This is a genomic window from Thalassovita sp. (assembly GCF_963691685.1).
GTDB lineage: Bacteria > Pseudomonadota > Alphaproteobacteria > Rhodobacterales > Rhodobacteraceae > Thalassobius.
On the sequence record NZ_OY829290.1, the window covers coordinates 4365292 to 4384810 of the forward strand.

Sequence of the window (19519 nt, forward strand, 5' to 3'; positions counted from 1 at the left end):
ATCACGGTTCAAATCAGGACGCAGCCACCCACAGGCCTTCATCCTTGGCGCGTGCCATGCCTTCGTCAAGCGACTTGACCGCGCGTTCGAACAGAATGTCCACCTCGGCGCGGGTCATCACCAGCGGCGGCGAGATGATCATCCGGTCGCCCACATGGCGCATCACCAGATTGTTGGCAAAGCAGCGCTCACGGCACATGTAGCCCACGGTGCCGGCATCAGCGGCAAAGGCGGCGCGGCTTTCTTTGTGCGGGGTCAGCGCGATGGAGCCCATCATGCCCACAATGTTGGCTTCACCAACCATCGGGTGATCCACCAGCGATTCCCACTTTTCTTTCAGGTAGGGACCAACGTCGTTCTGCACATGCTCCACAACGTTTTCTTCCTGCATGATGTTCAGATTCTCCAGCGCCACGGCAGCGGCAACCGGGTGGCTGGAATAGGTGTAGCCGTGATTGAACTCACAGGCGCCGATGACCTCTGCCACCTCATCGCTGACAATCGAACCACCGATCGGCGCATAACCCGAGCTGAGGCCTTTGGCGATGGTCATGATGTCCGGGGTCCAGCCCACGGTCTGCGAGCCAAACCAGTTGCCGGTCCGGCCAAAGCCACAGATCACCTCATCCGCGATCAGCAGGATCTCATACTTGTCGCAGATCCGTTTAATTTCCGGCCAGTAGGTTTCTGGCGGAACGATCACGCCGCCTGCGCCCTGGATCGGCTCGGCAATAAAGGCCGCAACATTGTCTTCGCCAATGTCGTGGATGGCCTGCTCCAGCTGGCGCGCACGCTCCAGACCAAACTCTTCGCGGCTCAACTCACCACCTTCGGCCCAGTAGTTGGGCTGATCAATGTGGTGAATGTCAGCGATCGGCAGGCCGCCTTGTGCGTGCATACCAGTCATCCCGCCCAGGCTGGCCGAGCCGACCGAGGAACCGTGATAGGCGTTTTTGCGGCTGATGATCACCTTCTTCGAAGGCTTGCCCTTCTGCGCCCAATAAGTGCGCACCATGCGGATGTTGGTGTCATTCGCTTCCGACCCGGACCCGGCGTAGAACACATGGTTCAGATTGCCCGGCGCCAGTTCTGCCAGTTTCTGGCTAAGCGCAATGGCGGGCACATGGGTCGTCATGAAGAAGGTGTTGTAATAGGGCAGCTCTTTCATCTGGCGGGCCGCCACCTCGGCCAGACGATCCCGGCCGTAGCCGACGTTCACGCACCACAGACCGGCCATGCCATCAATGATCTGGTTGCCTTCGCTGTCATGGATCCAGACCCCATCGGCGCGGGTGATCACCCGTGCGCCCTGTTTGGCCAGATCGTCCTGCGTGGTGAAGGGATGCATATGGTGCGCCGCGTCCAGCGCCTGCAGTTCTGCCGTCGGCATATGATTCGAGATTACAGTCATCTGACACCTCATCTGAATAGAAAACACACCGACTCAGCCCGCGCGGCCGGCTCATATTTCAAGAATATGATCAAATTAACGAATGTCAATCGAATCAGCGGCGCCCAAAATTTAGGCAAGCATCTCGCGCACCTGCTCCATTCCTTGCATCATATCTTCCAGACAGGCGGCTGCAGCACGTGGGCCATCCCCGGCCGACATGGCCGCCAAAAGGTCCTTGTGTTTGTCGGGCAGGTTCTGGGTGCCAACCCGGCCACAGACCACGCGCAGCGACGGGCCAAACCGCAGCCACAGACCCTCGGCCAGATCGGCCAGAATTGGGGCGTCGGCCAGATCGTAAATCAGCCGGTGAAAGCGGTAATTATACTCCAGATACGCCTGCAGATCGCCGCGCACGATGGCAGCATCCAGCTCGGCGTCCAGCCGTGTCAGCTCGGCCACGTGATCGCGGGTCATACGGTGGGTGGCGCGCTCTGCCAGTTCACCCTCAACACATTGACGTGCAATGATAATCTCTTCGATGTTTGCGGCCGTCAAATGCGGCACAATCACCCGCCGGTTGCCCTGAAACTTCAGCGCACCTTCCGCGGTCAGACGGCGGATCGCTTCCCGCACGGGGGTCATCCCGGCCTCCAGCCGGGCGGTCAGCCCCTGGATGGTCACAGGCTCCCCCGGAGCGATCTCTCCAAAGAGGATTTGCTCGCGCAGTTTTCGGTACACAATTTCATGCGCTGGCAGCCGCGGTTCGCCCGCTGTCTCGCCGGTCAATTTCTGGGCGTCCCCGTCCATAATGACGCTTTTCTCCATACTCTCTCAGTTCCCTCGCTTGCGAGTTTAACGACAGCGTGGAAACATTACCATATTGCCATGAGCGGCAAAACTTGATCAAATTCGATTGTCGGGCGGAAGACCCGTGATCAAAGGGAGTGTTACCTATGAAAAAGCAAATCCTGTCGGCAAGCGCCGCAGTGGCTCTGATGGCGGGCGCAGCCAGCGCCGAAGAAGTCCGGGTCTATAACTGGTCCGATTACATCGACGAAGATCTGCTGACCAAGTTCGAAGCCGAAACCGGCATCGACCTGATCTACGACGTGTTTGACAGCAACGAACTGTTGGAAACCAAAATGCTGGCCGGTGGCTCTGGCTATGATGTTGTGGTTCCCTCGGGCACCTTCCTGCAGCGTCAGATCCAAGCGGGCGCGTTCCAGAAACTGGACCTGGCCCAGCTGCCGAACCACGGCAACCTCTGGGACCTGATCAAAGACGTGACCTCGGGCTATGACCCCGAAAACGCCTACTCGATCAACTACATGTGGGGCAGCACCGGCATTGGTGTGAACGTCGGCAAGGTCAAAGAGATCCTGGGCGACGACGCGCCGCTGAACAGCATGGAGCTGGTGCTGAACCCGGCCAACATGGAAAAACTGGCCGCCTGTGGCGTGCACATCCTTGATGCACCTTCCGAAATCATCCCGATGGTGCTGCAGTATCTGGGTGAAAACCCCGACAGCCACGACAAAGCCGTCATCGAAAAGGCTGAGCCGGTCCTGACCGCCGTCCGCCCCTACATCCAGAAATTCCACAGCTCGGAATATATCAACGCGCTGGCAAACGGTGACATCTGTGTGGCTGTTGGCTGGTCCGGTGACATCCTGCAGGCCCGTGACCGCGCAGCCGAAGCCGAAAACGGTGTAGACATCGCCTATAACGCCTTCGCCGAAGGTTCGCTGATGTGGTTTGACCAGATGGCAATCCCGGCCGATGCCCCGAACCCTGAAGGCGCGCATAAGTTCCTAAACTTCATTCTGGACGCGCAGAACATGGCGACGGCGTCGAACTATGTTTACTACGCCAATGGCAACATCGCCTCGCAGGAACATCTGGTTGAGGATGTGATCGGCGACCCGGCGATCTACCCGGATGCCGACACCATGTCGAACTTCTACATCACCACGCCTTACCCGGCGAAAACCCAGCGGGTTGTGACCCGTCTGTGGACCAAAGTGAAATCCGGCACCTAAGCCATTTCCAATACGGGCCCGCCCCCTCAAGGGCGGGCCTTTTTTCTGACAGGGACAGGCATGACACAGACCGTTTTTGCACCTTGGGAAGACCCCAATGAAACGCCACTGATCCAATTCAAAGGCGTGACCAAACGTTTTGGCACCTTCACCGCGATTGATGATCTGACACAGGATATCTACGCCCGCGAGTTCTTTGCGCTGCTTGGGCCTTCGGGCTGCGGCAAAACCACGATGATGCGGATGCTGGCCGGGTTTGAAACCCCCACCGAGGGCCAGATTCTGATCGCCGGTCAGGACATGGCCAATGTGCCGCCCAATGAACGTGCTGTGAACATGATGTTCCAGTCCTACGCCCTGTTCCCGCATCTTTCGATCTGGGAAAACATCGCTTTCGGCCTGAAGCGGATGAAAATGCCCAAGGAAGAGATGAACGCCCGCGTCGATGAGATGCTGCGCCTCACCCGGTTGAGTAAATTCGCCAAACGCAAGCCGCATCAGATTTCCGGTGGTCAGCGTCAGCGTGTGGCCCTGGCCCGTTCGCTGGCCCGCGCGCCCAAACTGCTGTTGCTGGATGAACCCCTTGGCGCGTTGGACAAGAAGCTGCGCGAAGAGACCCAGTTTGAACTGATGGACATTCAGGAAAAGACCGGCACCACCTTCGTGATCGTGACCCACGACCAAGAAGAGGCAATGACCGTCGCCAGCCGCGTTGCGGTGATGGATGACGGCAAGATCATGCAGGTCTCCACCCCGGATAAGATCTATGAAGAGCCGAACTCGGTCTATGTGGCGGACTTCATTGGGGATGTGAACATCATCGAAGGCACCGCCAAGAAGACCAGCGAAGATGGCTATGACATTCTGTGGCACGACGGGCAGGAGCCCTTCCATGCCAAAACCACCCGCCAGCTGAGCGACGGTCAGAAAGCCTTTGTGGCGATCCGGCCGGAAAAGATCGGCATCAGCCCGGAAAAACCCGAAGGCGCGATGAACGCGGTGAAGGGTAAGATCATCGACATCGGATATCTGGGCAACATCTCGACCTATCACGTTGAACTGCCCGGCGGTGTGATGATCAAAGCGCAGCAAACCAACACCCGCCGTCTGTCGCGGCGCACATTTACCTGGGAAGATGAGGTCTGGCTCAGCTGGACCCTGACCGCCGGGTCCGTGCTGGAGCGCTGATCATGCGGCGTCTTTTCCTCATATCGGTGCCCTATCTGTGGCTGCTGGCGCTCTTCCTGATCCCCTTTGTGATCGTGTTGAAGATCTCGCTCAGCGACACAGCTCTGGCTATCCCGCCCTATACCCCGCAGCTAGATCTGACGACCGGCTGGGAGGGGATAAAATCCTTCTTTGGCGCGCTGGACTTTGAAAACTTTGTCTGGCTGACCGAGGATGACCTCTACTGGAAGGCCTATGTCTCCAGCCTGCAGATCGCGGTGTTTTCGACCCTGTTTGCGCTGCTGGTGGGCTATCCGATCGCCTATGCGATGGCGCAGGCGCCGGAACAGTGGCGTGCTACGCTGATGATGCTGATCATCCTGCCGTTCTGGACCAGTTTCCTGATCCGGGTTTACGCCTGGATGGGTATCCTCAGCCAGGAGGGTCTGCTGAACCAGTTCCTGATGTGGCTGGGTGTAATCAATGAACCGTTGATCATCCTGAACACCAACAAGGCCGTCTACATCGGCATCGTTTACACCTACCTGCCCTTCATGATCCTGCCGATCTATTCGGCGCTAGAAAAACTGGATGGCAGCCTGCTGGAAGCGGCCGAGGATCTGGGCTGTTCGCGGTTCACCGCCTTCTGGCTGGTGACCATTCCGCTGTCGAAAAACGGCATCATCGCGGGCTGTTTCCTGGTGTTCATCCCGGCCATCGGCGAATTTGTGATCCCCTCCCTTCTGGGCGGATCCTCGACCCTGATGATCGGTAAGGTTCTGTGGGAAGAGTTCTTTGCCAACCGGGACTGGCCGGTGGCCGCAGCAGTGGCTGTTGTGCTCCTCCTGATCCTGATCATTCCGATCATCCTGTTCCAACGCAATGAGCAGAAGCAGCGGGAGGCCGAGCAATGAAGCGTTTCACCTGGTTCAATGCAACGGCCCTGACCTTGGGCTTTGCCTTCCTTTATCTGCCGATGATCATTCTGGTGATCTACAGCTTCAACGCCTCAAAACTGGTGACGGTTTGGGCCGGCTTTTCGACCAAATGGTACGGTGAGCTGCTCAACAACACCCAGATGCTGGATGCGGCCTGGGTCACCATCAAGGTGGCGGTGGTCTCCTCAACCCTCGCGACCGTTTTGGGCACGATGGCCGCCTATGTCATGGTGCGCGGCGGGCGTTTTATGGGGCGAACGCTGTTTTCCGGCATGATCTTCGCGCCACTGGTGATGCCAGAGGTGATCACCGGCCTGTCACTGTTCCTGCTGTTCAAACCGGTTTTCACCCAGCTCAGCGCCCAGACCATCATTCTGGCCCATGCCACATTTTCCATGTGCTACGTGTCGGTTGTGGTGTCCTCGCGGCTGGTGGCCTTTGACAAATCGCTGGAAGAGGCGGCGCTGGATCTAGGATGTACCCCGTTTGAAAGCTTCCGTCTGGTGACCCTGCCGATCATTGCCCCGGCGGTGATTTCCGGCTGGCTCCTGGCCTTTACCTTGTCGCTGGATGATCTGGTGATTGCCAGCTTCACCACCGGTCCCGGGGCCACCACCCTGCCGATGAAGATCTGGTCCGCCGTGCGTCTGGGTGTCAGCCCTGAGATCAACGCGCTGTCGACCATCATGATCGCCATTGTGACGGTTGGGGTGATCACCGCCTCGATCAGCACCAAACGCGCTGCCCTGCGCCAACGCGCCGAAGAACGCGCTGCGGCTGGGTAAGCTGACATATATAATTCAGGAAAGCCTCCGCCCCTCGGGTCGGGGGCTTTTTTGTAGCTTCAGGCTTCAGCCAACACATCTATTCCAAGTACCGCCCAACAGGCACTGTTGGGCCGCGCCGTCCCGCCCCCACAGGGCGGCGCGATTGCGCCACCCCTCGGGACGGCGCTAATCTTCAAACCAAAGAGAGTCTCATCCTCACCCCTGTGGCGTCATGCCGGAGCGCGCCTTGGACCGACGCAGGCCCAGCGCATGTTCACGCAGAATGATCAACACACCAGCAAAGACAACCAGCGCAGCGCCCGCCATCATCTGGCCGGTCGGCACCTCATCAAAGATGAAATAGCCAATCGCCAGCGCTAGGATCATCGAGGCATAGTCAAACGGCGCCACAACCGACGCGCCTGCAAATCGGTAAGACGAGGTCAGGAAAATCTGCCCAAACCCACCAAGAATGCCCGCCCCGATCAGCAACATGGCCTCAGGCCCCGTCGGCACCACCCAGCCAAACGGCAATGTCAGCAACGATAAGCCCGTCGCGGTGAGGGAGAAGTAGAACACAATCGCGGAGGTTTCCTCGCTCTGGACCATATTGCGGATGTGGATCTGCGCCAACGCCGCAAAAGTGGCACCCATCAGGGTCAAAACCACCCCCAAGGCCTGCGCCGTTTGCACGGTTTCGCCCTGCAATAGGGTCAATCGCGGCTCAATCACGATCATAACCCCCAACAGGCCCAGCCCCACGGCAAACATCCGAAACAGCCGCACTTCTTCGCCAAGGAACATCGCAGCGAAGACAACGGTCAGCAACGGCGCGGCATAGCCGATCGCGGTGACCTCCGGCAGCGGCAGCAGGCCCAAACCGGCAAACCCCATCCCCATGGCTGAGGTCCCCACCAAGCCGCGCCAGAAATGCGCCATCTTGGATTTCACCTTCAATCCGGTTTTCAGATCCCCGCGCAGGGTCAGCCAGGCGATAATGACCGGCAGCGCAAAGAGCGAGCGGAAGAACACCGCCTGCCCCGGTGGCACATGTTCCGATGCCGCCTTGATCAGCGACGCCATGGTGATGAACATCACCACCGAGCAGAGTTTTAACGCGATGCCTTTGACGGGGTTCATGTGGGATCCTTTCGCATGTGTATTCCTACCGTCTTGCGCTGACAGAAAACCATGCCCAAAAAGCCAGTAACAGAATTTAAAGCCGGAGCGCGCCATGTATGACAGCAACTACCTGATCCACCGTCTGTCCCATATGGCGGCGCGCGCGCCGGAAAAATGCTTTGCCCAGCGTCCGGGTCAGGCGGACGTCAGCTATGGCGCCCTGTTCGACGGCGCTCAGCGTCTGGCACAGCGGTTGACCGCCCTTGGACTGGAACCGGGGGATCGAGTGGCCGTTCAGGTGGAAAAGACACTGGAGGCGGTGCAGCTCTATCTTGGGACGGTGATGGCTGGCGGGATCTTTCTGCCGCTGAATACCGCCTACACAGGCTCTGAAATCGCCTATTTCGTCTCTGACGCCACGCCGCGCATTCTGGTCTGCGACCCCGCCCGCGCGGCGGAACTGACCCCACTGGCCGAAGGGGCCACCGTACTGACGCTGGATGCGGATGGGCAGGGCAGCCTGACGGCTGATTTGCCTGAAACAGAGTCTGATTTTGCCCCCGTGACCCGCGGTGCAGATGATCTGGCCGCGATCCTTTACACATCGGGCACCACCGGCCGGTCCAAAGGCGCGATGCTCAGCCACAAGAACCTGGCCAGCAATTCTGAGGCGCTGGTGGACCTGTGGCGGTTCACCTCTGACGACGTGCTGATCCACGCGCTGCCGATCTTTCACACCCACGGATTATTTGTGGCCACCAATGTGGCTCTGCTTTCGGGCGCATCGACCGTGTTCCTGCCCAAGTTCGATGCTGAGGCTATTCTGGACGCCATGCCCAAGGCCACCGCGCTGATGGGGGTGCCGACCTTCTACACCCGCTTGTTGCAGCAGGACCGCCTGACCCCGGAACATGCCGCCAATATGCGCCTGTTCATCTCAGGCTCCGCCCCTCTGTTGGTGGATACGCATGAGCAATGGCAGGCCCGCACCGGACACCGGATTTTGGAACGTTACGGGATGACCGAAACCAACATGAGCACCTCCAACCCCTATGACGGCGAGCGCCGTGCCGGCACCGTGGGCTTCCCGCTGCCCGGCGTGGAGCTGCGCATCATGGAAGGCGAGACTGAGGTCGCAGAGGGTGAGATCGGTGTCATTGAGGTCCGCGGTGACAATGTGTTTCAGGGCTACTGGCAGATGCCCGAAAAAACCGCTGAAGAGCTGCGCCCGGATGGCTGGTTCATCACCGGGGATCTGGCCCAGCAGGACAGCGATGGCTACGTCACCATCGTGGGCCGCGCCAAGGATCTGATTATCACCGGCGGCTTCAACGTCTACCCGAAAGAGCTGGAAAGCTTGATTGACGATCTGCCCGGCGTGTTGGAAAGCGCCGTGATCGGCGTGCCGCATCCCGACTTTGGCGAAGCGGTGGTGGCGATTGTGGTGCCGAGCGCTGCGGACCTCAGTAGCGAAACCATCGCGGCGGCCTGCGCCCGCGATCTGGCCAAGTTCAAGCAGCCAAAGCAGATCCTGCTGGCATCAGAACTGCCCCGCAACACGATGGGCAAGGTTCAGAAAAAAGCCCTGCGCGAAACCCATGGTGATCTGTTCACCGCCTAACGGTCTAAGCGCCCCAAAAGACCCGACCGCTGGCACGCGCCGTCCCTTTTTAAAGGGGGCGGCGTTTCACATTTATGGGATCAACCCGTTAGCTGGCAGATTTTGGCGCATCGAAAGATCCGCCTTGAGCAGAGTCTCGCCCAAACTAAACTAACCAGTTCACTTCGCGCAAAAACTGCCTATCTACCGCCGTGTTGCAAGACGGCGCCGGCCATCCCCACCGGCGCAACCATGGTACAAAGGAAAAAACGAATGACCGTGACCAAACTGATGATTGCAGGCGTTGCAGCAACTCTGACCGCCGCCCCCGCCTTCGCTGGCTCAATCGATGCCGCCCCCGCTGACCCGATCCCAACCCCGGTTCAGGTTGTAGACACCACCGGTGACTGGACCGGCGGCTATGTGGGTCTGAACCTCGGCTATGCCGATCTGGAAGCAGACGGCACCTCGGGCGATGGCAACTTCTATGGCCTCTCCGCAGGCTACGATCAGGACCTTGGCAATTGGGTTGTCGGTGGTGGCATCGACTATGACCAACTGGACATCGGCCTGGGCGGCTCCGACGTGGAAAACGCGCTGCGCCTGAAACTGCGCGCCGGTTATGACCTGGGCAATGGCCTGGTCTACGGTACCGCAGGTGCTGTCCGCATCGACGTTGAAGGTGTTGGTGATGACACCGGCTTCTTTGTTGGTGCTGGCTATGAACACAAGGTGACCGAACAGGTCTCGCTGGGCACCGAAGTGCTGTACCACAAGGTCAACGACTTCAACAATTCCGGCTCGGACGTGGAGGCCACCACTGTTGCGGCGAAGGTAAACTTCCGCTTCTGATCTGACGAACAGATCGGCAAAAGAACGGGCGCCAGTGGCGCCCGTTTTCGTCTCTATCAGCTGGATTAGTCTCTACATCAGCCGCGTTTCGGCAACACCCAATCCGGCCGCGGGAAATGGCAGGTATAGCCGTTGGGATGCTTTTCCAGATAATCCTGATGCTCTTCTTCAGCGTCCCAGAAGGCGCCCACAGGCTCCACTTCGGTGACCACCTTGCCCGGCCAGAGGCCCGAGGCCTCCACATCCGCGATGGTGTCCAGCGCCACGGCTTTCTGATCCTCATCCACATAGTAGATGGCAGAACGGTAGCTCATCCCCAGATCATTGCCCTGACGGTTCACCGTGGTCGGGTCATGGATCTGAAAGAAGAACTCCAGCAGCTTGCGATAGCTGGTCAGGGACGGATCATAGGTGATCTCAATCCCCTCGGCATGGGTGCCGTGGTTCTTGTAGGTCGCGTTTTCCACATCGCCGCCGGTGTAGCCAACACGGGTGCCGGTGACGCCGGGTAACCTGCGGATCAGATCCTGCATGCCCCAGAAACAACCGCCGGCCAGTACTGCACGTTCGCTCATCAGATATCCTCCACTTGGTTGAGGTAGTCGCCGTATCCTTCCGCCTGCATGTCATCACGATGCACGAACCGCAAGGAGGCGGAGTTGATGCAATAGCGCAGGCCGCCGCGGTCCTGTGGCCCATCGGGGAAGACATGGCCCAAATGGCTGTCACCATGGGCCGATCGCACCTCGGTCCGCACCATCCCGTAGGTGCGATCCTCCAGCTCAGCGATATGGGCCGGCTCAATCGGCTTGGTAAAGCTGGGCCAGCCACAGCCCGAGTCGTATTTGTCGGATGAGGCAAACAGCGGCTCGCCCGAGACCACATCAACGTAGATCCCAGGTTCCTTGTTGCGCAACAGCCGTCCCGTCCCGGCCCGTTCGGTGCCGTTTTCCTGGGTCACCCAGCGCTGCTCATCGGTCAGATTGGCGATCACATCCGGATCTTTGGTGTATTTGGACATTTCGGCCCTCCTGTTCTCACCCGCAGTAAATAGGCAGTTGCGGGCGCGAGGGAAGCCTTGTTTCAGCCCGCTGGCGATTTCGTGTGAAGCTGCCCCACCGCCCAGCGCGCCGCATCCTGCACCGTGGCGTCCTCATCCTCACAAAGGCTCTGCGCCACCTCACGCAGGGCCGCATCGCCGGAATTGCCAATGGCATAAAGCACATTGCGCACAAACCGGTTGCGGCCAATCCGTTTGATCGGGGAGCCGCTGAAAAACGCCCGAAACCCGGCATCGTCCAACTGCGCCAGCTCAGCCAGTTTCGGCGCCTTCAGTTCATCCCGCGCGGCATAGCGCAATTCCCGCGCCTCCACCGCAAACTTGTTCCAGGGACAGGCCGCCAGACAATCATCGCAGCCATAAATCCGGTTGCCCATCTTGGCCCGCAGATCCTCAGCGACCGGACCATCGTGTTCGATCGTCAGATAGGAAATGCAGCGCCGCGCATCCAGTTGATAGGGGGCAGGAAAGGCCTCGGTCGGACAGGCCACCTGACAAGCCACACAGGACCCACAACGGTCGATTTCAGCTGGATCAGAGTCTATTTCCAACGTGGTGAAGATCGACCCGATAAAGAACCAGCTGCCCAAGTCGCGGCTGACCAGATTGGTGTGTTTGCCCTGCCAGCCAAGCCCTGCCGCCTGGCCCAAGGGCTTCTCCGGCACTGGCGCGGTGTCCACGAACACCTTCACTTGGGTCTCATCCCCGGTCTCAGCAATCAGCCAGCGCGCCAGCCGCTTCAGGCGTTTTTTCACCAGATCATGGTAGTCTTTGTTCTGCGCATAGACGGAAATCGCGCCCAGATCGGCATGCTGCAAAATCTCGGTCGGATCATGTTCGGGCGTGTAGCTTTCGGCCAGCATGATCACCGATCGCGCCTCGGGCCACAGCGCCGCCGGGTTTTCGCGCCAATGCACCCGCTCCGCCATCCAGCCCATTTGACCGTGATATCCCGCCTCCAGAAAGGCCTGCAACCGGGCGGGCACCTGCGGAATGTCCCAGGGGCGGCAGATCCGTGCGGCATCAAACCCTTCGGTGTGGGCCTGTGCAACCAGTCTCTGTTTCAGCCCATCTGCCATTTCAACGTTCCCAAAATACTCCGGGGGAATTGGCCGTCAGGCCAAGGGGGCAGCGCCCCCTCCCCGCGTGAGGATCAGAAATCCAGGTCTGCGTAATGCGGCGGCGGCGGGAAGCCCGGTACCTGATCTGCCAGGATCGACCGGAAGGCCGGACGCGATTTAATCTTGGCGTACCAGTCTTTCACCACCTCATGCCGGTTCCAGTCCACATCACTGATATAGTCCAGCGCGGACAGATGGGCCGCGGCGGCGAAATCGGCGATGCTCATCTGATCACCGGCCAACCAGCGGCGCTGATCCAGCAGCCAGGCCATGTAATCCAGATGATACTTGATCCGCTGCGCCCCGGCTTTGATGTTTTTACTGTCGGGATAGCCCTGCCCCATGACCTTCTTATGCACCCGCTCATAAAGCAGCTTTGAGGTCACCTCATGATGGAATTTATCATCAAACCATGCCGCGATACGGCGGGCTTCGAACCGGGCCGGTGCGCCGCGCGGCAGCAGCGCCGGTTCGGGGTAGGCTTCTTCCAGATATTCCACAATCGCGGTGCTTTCCGACATGGTCATGCCGTCCAGCTTCAGCACCGGCACCTTGCCGGCGGGGTTGCGACGCATGAAATCGGGATCCTGTTCCCAATAGCGCTCCTCGCTCAGCTCCACTTCAATCCGCTTTTCCGCCAGCACCAGACGCAGCTTGCGGCAGAACGGGGAAAGCGGGAAATGATAAAGCTTAGCCATGGGCACAGATACCTTGCGAGAGACCTTAAGAAACAGGGATTGATCCCCTCCATGCCCGTTTAGCGGGCGGTTTTCAATCCTCGAAACAGGCGGCGCGGCCGTCCCGGCGGATTGTCTCTGCCCCGTCCAGGATCTGCGCGGCCCGGCGGCGGGTGAATTCCGCAGGCTTGGAGGCCGAGCGTGATTTGGGCGACGGCAGGATCGCCGCCAGCCGCGCCGCCTGAGTTTTGCTCAGCTCAGCCGCACCAACGCCAAAGTAATGCTGGGCAGCGGCCCCGACCCCAAAGACACCTTCATCAAACTCCGCCACGTTCAGATAGACCTCAAGAATGCGGCGCTTGGACCAGAACAGTTCCACCACCGGGGTCAGCATCGCCTCCAGTGATTTCCGGGTCCAGGTGCGCCCGTGCCAGAGGAAGGCGTTTTTCACCACTTGCTGGGTCAATGTGGAGCCGCCACGCCGGCCACCCTCGGCCAGTGCGGCGCGGATCGCTTTGACGTCAAACCCCCAATGGGCACAGAAATTGGCGTCTTCGGCGGCCACCACCGAGCGCTGCATCGCCGGCGCGATCTGATCCATCGGCACCCATTCGCGTTTGACGGAGCCCAACCGGGATTTTTCCTGCTGAATATAAAGCGTGGTGGGCGGGGTGATCACGCTGTAGGCCGCCACCCAGAGCACCACCAGAACAGCAAGCCCCAGCAGCCCGCGCCAAACCCAGCGCAGCAGTTGCCGCACCTCATCCGAGAGCCAGCCAAACAGCCGCCCCCAGAACCCTTTCTTGGCTTTGCGCGATTTTCTGGCTTTCGCCATGCCCGTTCATCCTCAACCAGTGATCCGCCCTTTGGCGGCCCGCTCTGCGGCGGGATTGGTCAGGATTTTACTTAGAACAGGACCAGACCACCACCCGGCAATCATTGCCGTGTTGCAAACAATACCCAACGGCCGCGTTTTCGGCGCGTTCCCGCGTGTTGTCCCAGGCCCAGCCCCAGGCCCCACTGGGGGAGCGCGCCATCGCACCACAGGTGTTGTAGAAGGTCTTGATCTCAGTGCACTGGCCCTTACAGCTTTGCTGTACAGCGCTATAGGCCTGCTGTTCGCTGGGATAGCTGTGGGCCCAGCCGTAGGCCCCATTGGCGGCGGAGCCGACCGCCCCCCAGCAATATTCATAGCCGCAGCTGCCCGCCATTGCGGTGCTTGCGGTGATCAGGGACAGAATGGTCCCGGCGGCGAGGTCCTTCAATGATAGCATGTTGGCGCTCCCTTTCGCTCTCAGAGGGTAGTACGACGCAACCCGAAACTATTTTCCAACATTTTATCAGAAATCGGCATTTTCAGGAACAACTGGCCCGCAATTGCCACCCCAAACGCAAAACCGGGGCCACTGGGCCCCGGTTTTCTGGTTTCGCTTTGGATCGGCTTATTCAGCCGGAACAGCGGTGTCTTCGACCGTCAGCGGATGCGGGATGTGGACCAGCATCTCTTTCGGGCAGACCTGGGTGAAGTTCTTCACCTCCGTGTCCCAATGCTGCAGGATCCGCGCGGCTTTCTGACTGCCGGTTTCCGCAAGATGCTGCTCAACCAGTGCTTTCAGCTGCTCTTCCCAATGGGCCACGGTCACCGGGCAGGTCACCAGGGTTTCCATGTTCATCAGCTCTTCGACCTTACCTTCGGGGTCATAAAGGTAGGCCATGCCACCGGTCATCCCGGCGCCAAAGTTTGCCCCGATGGAACCAAGGATCACGGCCACACCGCCGGTCATATATTCACAACCGTTGCTGCCGCAGCCCTCGATCACCACTTTCGCGCCCGAGTTCCTGACCGCAAAACGTTCACCTGCGCGACCAGCGGCAAAGAGGTAGCCGTCGGTTGCACCGTAAAGAACGGTGTTGCCGATGATGGTGTTTTCAGCCGCAACCAGCGGGCTTGCCATCGGCGGACGCACCACAATGGTCCCACCTGACAGACCCTTACCCACATAGTCGTTGGCATCGCCAGACACTTCCAACTTCAGACCCGGGGCGGCAAAGGCGCCCAGCGCCTGACCGGCCGAGCCCGTCAGTTTGACCGTCAGGTGATCGGATTGCAGCGCGTTGCGCATGCCGAAGTTCTTGACGATATGGCTGGAGGTGCGGGTGCCGACGGTCCGGTGCGTGTTCTGCACCGCATAGGACAACTGCATCTTTTCACCATCTTCCAGGAAGCGGCGGGCATCGCGCACGATTTCGGCGTCCAGCGTGTCAGGCACCGCATTGCGGTCCTTGTCACGGTTATAGACGATCTCATGTGCGCCATCGACGGTGATCAACAGCGGATTGAGGTCAAGGTCATCCAGATGCGCCGAACCGCGGCTGACCTGGCTCAGCAGGTCGGCACGGCCGATCACCTCATCAATGCTGCGCGCACCGATCGAGGCGAGGATTTCGCGAACTTCCTGCGCATAGAAGGTGATCAGGTTCACCACCTTGTCAGCATTGCCAGTGAACTTGCCACGCAGCGCCTCATCCTGGGTACAGACGCCCACGGGGCAGGTGTTCGACTGACACTGACGCACCATGATACAGCCCATCGCGATCAGCGCAGCGGTGCCGATGCCGTATTCCTCGGCGCCCATCATGGCGGCGATCACGATGTCACGGCCGGTGCGCAGACCACCATCGGTCCGCAGGGTCACGCGATCCCGCAGGTTGTTCATTGCCAGAACCTGATGCGCCTCGGTCAGGCCCATCTCCCACGGCAGTCCCGCGTATTTGATCGAGGTTGCAGGCGAGGCCCCGGTGCCACCGTTGTGACCTGAAATCAGGATCACGTCAGCTTCGGCCTTGGCCACACCGGCTGCGATGGTGCCAACGCCGGAGGCGGCCACCAGTTTCACGGTCACTTTACAGCGCGGGTTGATCTGCTTCAGGTCGTAGATCAGCTGCGCCAGATCCTCGATCGAGTAGATGTCGTGGTGCGGCGGCGGCGAAATCAGGGTCACGCCCTTGGTGGAGTGACGCAGACGCGCAATCAGGTCGGTGACCTTCATGCCTGGCAGCTGACCACCTTCACCCGGCTTGGCCCCCTGGGCGACCTTAATCTCCAGCTCTTCACACTGGTTCAGGTATTCGGCGGTCACGCCGAAACGGCCCGAAGCCACCTGTTTGATCTTGGCCGACGGGTTATCACCGTTTGGTTCCGGCACGAAGTGTGCGGGATCTTCACCGCCCTCGCCCGAATCCGACTTGGCGCCGATACGGTTCATCGCAACGTTCAGCGTTTTATGGGCCTCAGGGCTCAGCGCGCCCAGCGACATGCCAGGGGTGACAAAGCGTTTGCGGATCGCGGTGATGCTTTCCACTTCTTCAATCGGGATCGCAGTGCCCAGCGGTTTGAACGCCAAGAGGTCACGCAGATGGATCGGCGGCATCGACTGCATCTTGGCCGAATACTGTTTCCACAGCTCAAACGAGGCGCGGTTACAGGCCTGCTGCAGGATGTGCATCGACTGTGCTTCCCAGGCGTGAGTCTCGCCCGATTTGCGGGCTTTGTAGAATCCACCGATCGGCAGCACATCACGGCCACCGCCCCAACCTTGGGCGTGCACCTCTTCGACCTTTTTCTGAATACCGGAGACACCGATACCGGAAATCCGGCTGGTCATGCCGGGGAAGAATTCGGCACACATGGCTCGGCTGAGGCCCACCGCCTCAAAATTCAGACCGCCACGGTAAGAGGAAATCACCGAAATCCCCATCTTGGCCATGATCTTCAGCAGGCCCTGATCGATGGCGTCACGGTAGCGTTTCACCGCTTCCGTCAGGGTGCATTCCAGTAGGTCGCGTTCGATACGATCGGCCAGCGAATCTTCGGCCAGATAGGCGTTCACAACGGTGGCACCGCAGCCGATCAGCACGGCGAAGTAATGCGGATCTACACATTCAGCCGACCGTACGTTCAGCGAACAGAAGGTGCGCAGACCTTTGCGGGTCAGATGGCTGTGCACGGCCGAGGTCGCAAGGATCATCGGCATCGCCACCTTATCCTCACCCTGATGCTCATCGGTCAGAACGATGTGACCGGCACCGGACCGCACGGCATCTTCGGCCTCACTGCGAATCCGCTCCAGCGCGACGTGCAGCGCCGTGTCGTCGCCACCTGCCGGGAAGGTACAGTCAATCTCAACCAGTTCGGCGTTGAACTGGCGCACCAGCTCATCCCACTGGGCGTTGCCCACAAAGGGGCTTTCCAGCACCAGAATTTCGGTCTGGGCGCTGCTTTCGTCCAGCACGTTCTTGAGGTTTCCAAACCGGGTTTTCAGCGACATCACGCGGTATTCCCGAAGGGAGTCGATCGGCGGGTTGGTCACCTGGCTGAAGTTCTGGCGGAAGAAGTGGCTCAGCGGGCGGTATTTGTTCGACAGAACCGCCGACGGGGTGTCATCCCCCATCGAGGCCAGCGCCTCTTTGCCATCTTCGGCCATCGGGGCCAGGATCTGTTCCAGCTCTTCAATGCTGTAGCCGGCGGCGATCTGACGCTTGCGCAGTTCAGCACCGGTGAACATCGGCTTTTCGCTCAGGCCGGTCAGCGCGGCCTCCAGATCAGTGATCTTGCCAACCCAGTCCCCAAAGGGTTGTGCCGCGGCCAGTTTGTCCTTGATCGCGGTGTCATGGTAGAGCTTGCCCTCTTCCATATCCACGGCCAGCAGCTGACCCGGGCCCAGCGCGCCTTTTTCTTTCACGCTGGATTCATCGGTCGGGACCATGCCCGCCTCGGACCCCGCGATCAGCAGATCGTCACCGGTCACAACATAACGCATCGGGCGCAGACCGTTACGGTCCAGACCCGCGCATACCCAGCGGCCATCGGTCATTGCCAGCGCGGCAGGACCATCCCAGGGTTCCATCACCGAGTTGCAGTAGGAATACATATCGCGCCAGGCCTGCGGCAGTTCCTGCGCCTGCTTGGACCAGGATTCCGGCACCAGCATGGTTTTCGCCATCGGCGCGTTACGACCGGCACGGACCAGAACCTCAAACACCGAATCCAGCGCGGCCGAGTCCGAAGAGCCTGCCGGGATGATCGGCTTGATGTCTTCGGCCAGATCACCGAAGGCGCCCGAGGCCATGCGAATCTCATGGCTCTTCATCCAGTTGACGTTGCCTTTCAGCGTGTTGATCTCACCGTTGTGGGCCAACATGCGGAACGGCTGGGCCAGCCACCATTCAGGGAAGGTGTTGGTGGAATAACGCTGGTGATAGATCGCAAAGGCGCTTTCAAAACGCTCATCCTTCAGGTCGGGATAGAAATCCGCCACCTGTTCAGCCAGCATCATGCCTTTGTAGATGATCGAACGGCAGGACAGCGAACACAGGTACATGCCGTTGATGCCCGCAGCGGCTGCCGCTTTTTCGATCCGGCGACGGATCACATAAAGCTCACGCTCAAACTCTTCTTCACTGATGTCCTTAGCGTTGGAGATCAGGATCTGTTCAATCTCAGGACGGGTGGCGTTGGCCTTGTCGCCCAGGCAGGACACATCCACCGGCACATGACGCCAGCCGTAGATGTAATGCCCCATGCGCAGCACTTCGCTTTCCACGATGGTCCGGCATTTTTCCTGCGCGCCGAAATCGGTACGCGGCAGGAAGACCTGACCAACAGCGATCAGCTTGCTCTCATCCGGCTCATGGCCGGTGCGCTGAATCTGATCATAGAAGAACGGCACCGGGATCTGCACGTGAATGCCCGCGCCATCACCGGTTTTGCCGTCTGCGTCCACAGCACCACGGTGCCAGATGGCCTTCAGCGCGGTGATGCCGGATTCCACAACTTTCCGGCTGGGTTTGCCATCCAGAGAGACCACCAAACCGACACCGCAAGAAGAGTGTTCAAACTCCTCCCGGTACATGCCGTTCTCTTGCATGAAGGCGCGCAGGGCCTCTTGCTGGGGGGCGTAGTTTTCAAGGTTTTTCATGATGATACCTCTGATGAGGGCGCAAGCGCCGGGTATTTATTCATATCGCGCCGTGCGGCGCCCATTTTCTCGGCCATCAACAGGCGGACCTGTTTGACCCTATTGTCAAAGCTCAGCTGGATGATCTGATCCATGATGCCGAACCGTTTCATGCGCTGCGGTACGTTGTGCACCGTCTTTGGCATGATCATGTGATAAAGCGACGGGAACTTCGGGAACCGGTCCCGCTGTGGCCGTTCGCGCCCGTGGCTGCCGTGGAAGACGTGATAGGTGGTCTCCTCGGTCAGGTAGTCGCTGAGGTCCCGGATGCGATGTTCAGCGATACGGTCGCGATAGTCGCGCCAGCGCGGATCATCATCAGCCACCTCTGGATGGACCGAAAACTGCGGTGCCAGACCCACTGCCGATTTCACCGGCAGGAACTTGGCGATCAACAGCGCCGAATAGCCCCCCATGGAATGGCCCAGGGTCACAATCTCCTGTGCGTCCACCTCACGGGCAAACAGGCTGACATGTTCAACGATCTGTTCGATCAGCTCCGACCCGTTGAGCCAGGTGCGTTTGGGATCGATGATGAACAGCACATTGTCCCGCCCATTGGCGGTGGCTGTGCGGGCAAATTCGATCCCCGGCACCTGATCAGGCTCAACCCCAATACCCGTGAAACACAGAACCAGACGATCCGACGCACCACGATGCGCATGGATGATCAGGTCATCCTGCGTCACATGGGGCGTGATCAATAGATCCTGCGTGGCTGCGGGCGTTGTGCTCACCGTGGCTCCTTCGGGTTTGATGTTGGGAA

Annotated in this window: 17 protein-coding genes; 6 read left to right on the plus strand and 11 right to left on the minus strand. The window is 59.6% G+C overall.

The window, feature by feature from the left end; genetic code table 11:
- Positions 1 to 13: 13 nt before the first annotated feature.
- Together ACORLH_RS21235 and ACORLH_RS21240 are read right to left on the minus strand one after the other, a co-directional pair.
- Entirely contained in the window at positions 14 to 1411 is a 1398-nt protein-coding gene (locus ACORLH_RS21235) for an aspartate aminotransferase family protein (RefSeq protein ID WP_321830330.1), read from the minus strand.
- A 111-nt stretch (positions 1412 to 1522) separates the two neighbouring features.
- Positions 1523 to 2200, minus strand: a complete 678-nt coding sequence (locus ACORLH_RS21240) for a GntR family transcriptional regulator (RefSeq protein WP_321830331.1) — start codon at positions 2198 to 2200, stop codon at positions 1523 to 1525.
- Between the two features lie 146 nt (positions 2201 to 2346).
- Here ACORLH_RS21240 and ACORLH_RS21245 point away from each other — a divergent pair, with 146 nt between their 5' ends.
- From ACORLH_RS21245 to ACORLH_RS21260, 4 genes are read left to right on the plus strand one after another with little or no spacing between them, the layout of a single operon-like run.
- Complete coding sequence (locus tag ACORLH_RS21245) at positions 2347 to 3432, plus strand: polyamine ABC transporter substrate-binding protein (RefSeq protein WP_321830332.1); 1086 nt, start codon at positions 2347 to 2349, stop codon at positions 3430 to 3432.
- Positions 3433 to 3492: 60 nt separating this feature from the next.
- Positions 3493 to 4620 (plus strand): ABC transporter ATP-binding protein, encoded by a 1128-nt coding sequence (locus ACORLH_RS21250; RefSeq protein ID WP_321830333.1) that lies wholly within the window; start codon positions 3493 to 3495, stop codon positions 4618 to 4620.
- A gap of 2 nt (positions 4621 to 4622) precedes the next feature.
- Positions 4623 to 5513, plus strand: coding sequence for an ABC transporter permease subunit (locus ACORLH_RS21255; protein WP_321830334.1), 891 nt, complete (start codon positions 4623 to 4625; stop codon positions 5511 to 5513).
- Positions 5510 to 6322 (plus strand): ABC transporter permease, encoded by an 813-nt coding sequence (locus ACORLH_RS21260; RefSeq protein ID WP_321830335.1) that lies wholly within the window; start codon positions 5510 to 5512, stop codon positions 6320 to 6322. Before ACORLH_RS21255 ends, ACORLH_RS21260 begins: the two co-directional genes overlap by 4 nt.
- Before the next feature lie 198 nt (positions 6323 to 6520).
- On the opposite strand, the gene ACORLH_RS21265 is transcribed toward ACORLH_RS21260, so the two are convergent.
- The gene (locus ACORLH_RS21265) at positions 6521 to 7444 is read right to left on the minus strand and encodes a DMT family transporter (protein WP_321830336.1); all 924 of its coding nucleotides are present in this window, start codon (positions 7442 to 7444) and stop codon (positions 6521 to 6523) included.
- A gap of 94 nt (positions 7445 to 7538) precedes the next feature.
- On the opposite strand from ACORLH_RS21265, the gene ACORLH_RS21270 reads away from it, so the two are divergent.
- Positions 7539 to 9047, plus strand: coding sequence for a malonyl-CoA synthase (locus ACORLH_RS21270; protein ID WP_321830337.1), 1509 nt, complete (start codon positions 7539 to 7541; stop codon positions 9045 to 9047).
- 252 nt (positions 9048 to 9299) lie between these two features.
- Positions 9300 to 9878, plus strand: a complete 579-nt coding sequence (locus tag ACORLH_RS21275; RefSeq protein ID WP_321830338.1) for an outer membrane protein — start codon at positions 9300 to 9302, stop codon at positions 9876 to 9878.
- 77 nt (positions 9879 to 9955) lie between these two features.
- Here ACORLH_RS21275 and msrA read toward each other — a convergent pair whose 3' ends face one another.
- The 8 genes from msrA to ACORLH_RS21315 form a co-directional block, all read right to left on the minus strand.
- Positions 9956 to 10453: a peptide-methionine (S)-S-oxide reductase MsrA gene (msrA, locus tag ACORLH_RS21280; protein WP_321830340.1), complete on the minus strand. Its 498-nt coding sequence runs from the start codon at positions 10451 to 10453 to the stop codon at positions 9956 to 9958.
- Complete coding sequence (gene msrB / locus ACORLH_RS21285) at positions 10453 to 10899, minus strand: peptide-methionine (R)-S-oxide reductase MsrB (protein WP_321830341.1); 447 nt, start codon at positions 10897 to 10899, stop codon at positions 10453 to 10455. Before msrB ends, msrA begins: the two co-directional genes overlap by 1 nt.
- A gap of 62 nt (positions 10900 to 10961) precedes the next feature.
- On the minus strand, positions 10962 to 12017 hold the full coding sequence (queG, locus tag ACORLH_RS21290) for a tRNA epoxyqueuosine(34) reductase QueG (RefSeq protein WP_321830342.1): 1056 nt from the start codon (positions 12015 to 12017) through the stop codon (positions 10962 to 10964).
- Between the two features lie 74 nt (positions 12018 to 12091).
- Positions 12092 to 12757, minus strand: coding sequence for a glutathione S-transferase family protein (locus ACORLH_RS21295; protein WP_058243592.1), 666 nt, complete (start codon positions 12755 to 12757; stop codon positions 12092 to 12094).
- Positions 12758 to 12830: 73 nt separating this feature from the next.
- Complete coding sequence (gene mtgA, locus ACORLH_RS21300) at positions 12831 to 13571, minus strand: monofunctional biosynthetic peptidoglycan transglycosylase (protein WP_321830344.1); 741 nt, start codon at positions 13569 to 13571, stop codon at positions 12831 to 12833.
- 67 nt (positions 13572 to 13638) lie between these two features.
- Positions 13639 to 14010 (minus strand): DUF4189 domain-containing protein, encoded by a 372-nt coding sequence (locus tag ACORLH_RS21305; protein ID WP_321830345.1) that lies wholly within the window; start codon positions 14008 to 14010, stop codon positions 13639 to 13641.
- Positions 14011 to 14178: 168 nt separating this feature from the next.
- Positions 14179 to 18714: a glutamate synthase large subunit gene (gene gltB / locus ACORLH_RS21310; RefSeq protein ID WP_321830346.1), complete on the minus strand. Its 4536-nt coding sequence runs from the start codon at positions 18712 to 18714 to the stop codon at positions 14179 to 14181.
- Positions 18711 to 19490: an alpha/beta hydrolase gene (locus ACORLH_RS21315; RefSeq protein ID WP_321830347.1), complete on the minus strand. Its 780-nt coding sequence runs from the start codon at positions 19488 to 19490 to the stop codon at positions 18711 to 18713. Before ACORLH_RS21315 ends, gltB begins: the two co-directional genes overlap by 4 nt.
- Positions 19491 to 19519: the final 29 nt, after the last annotated feature.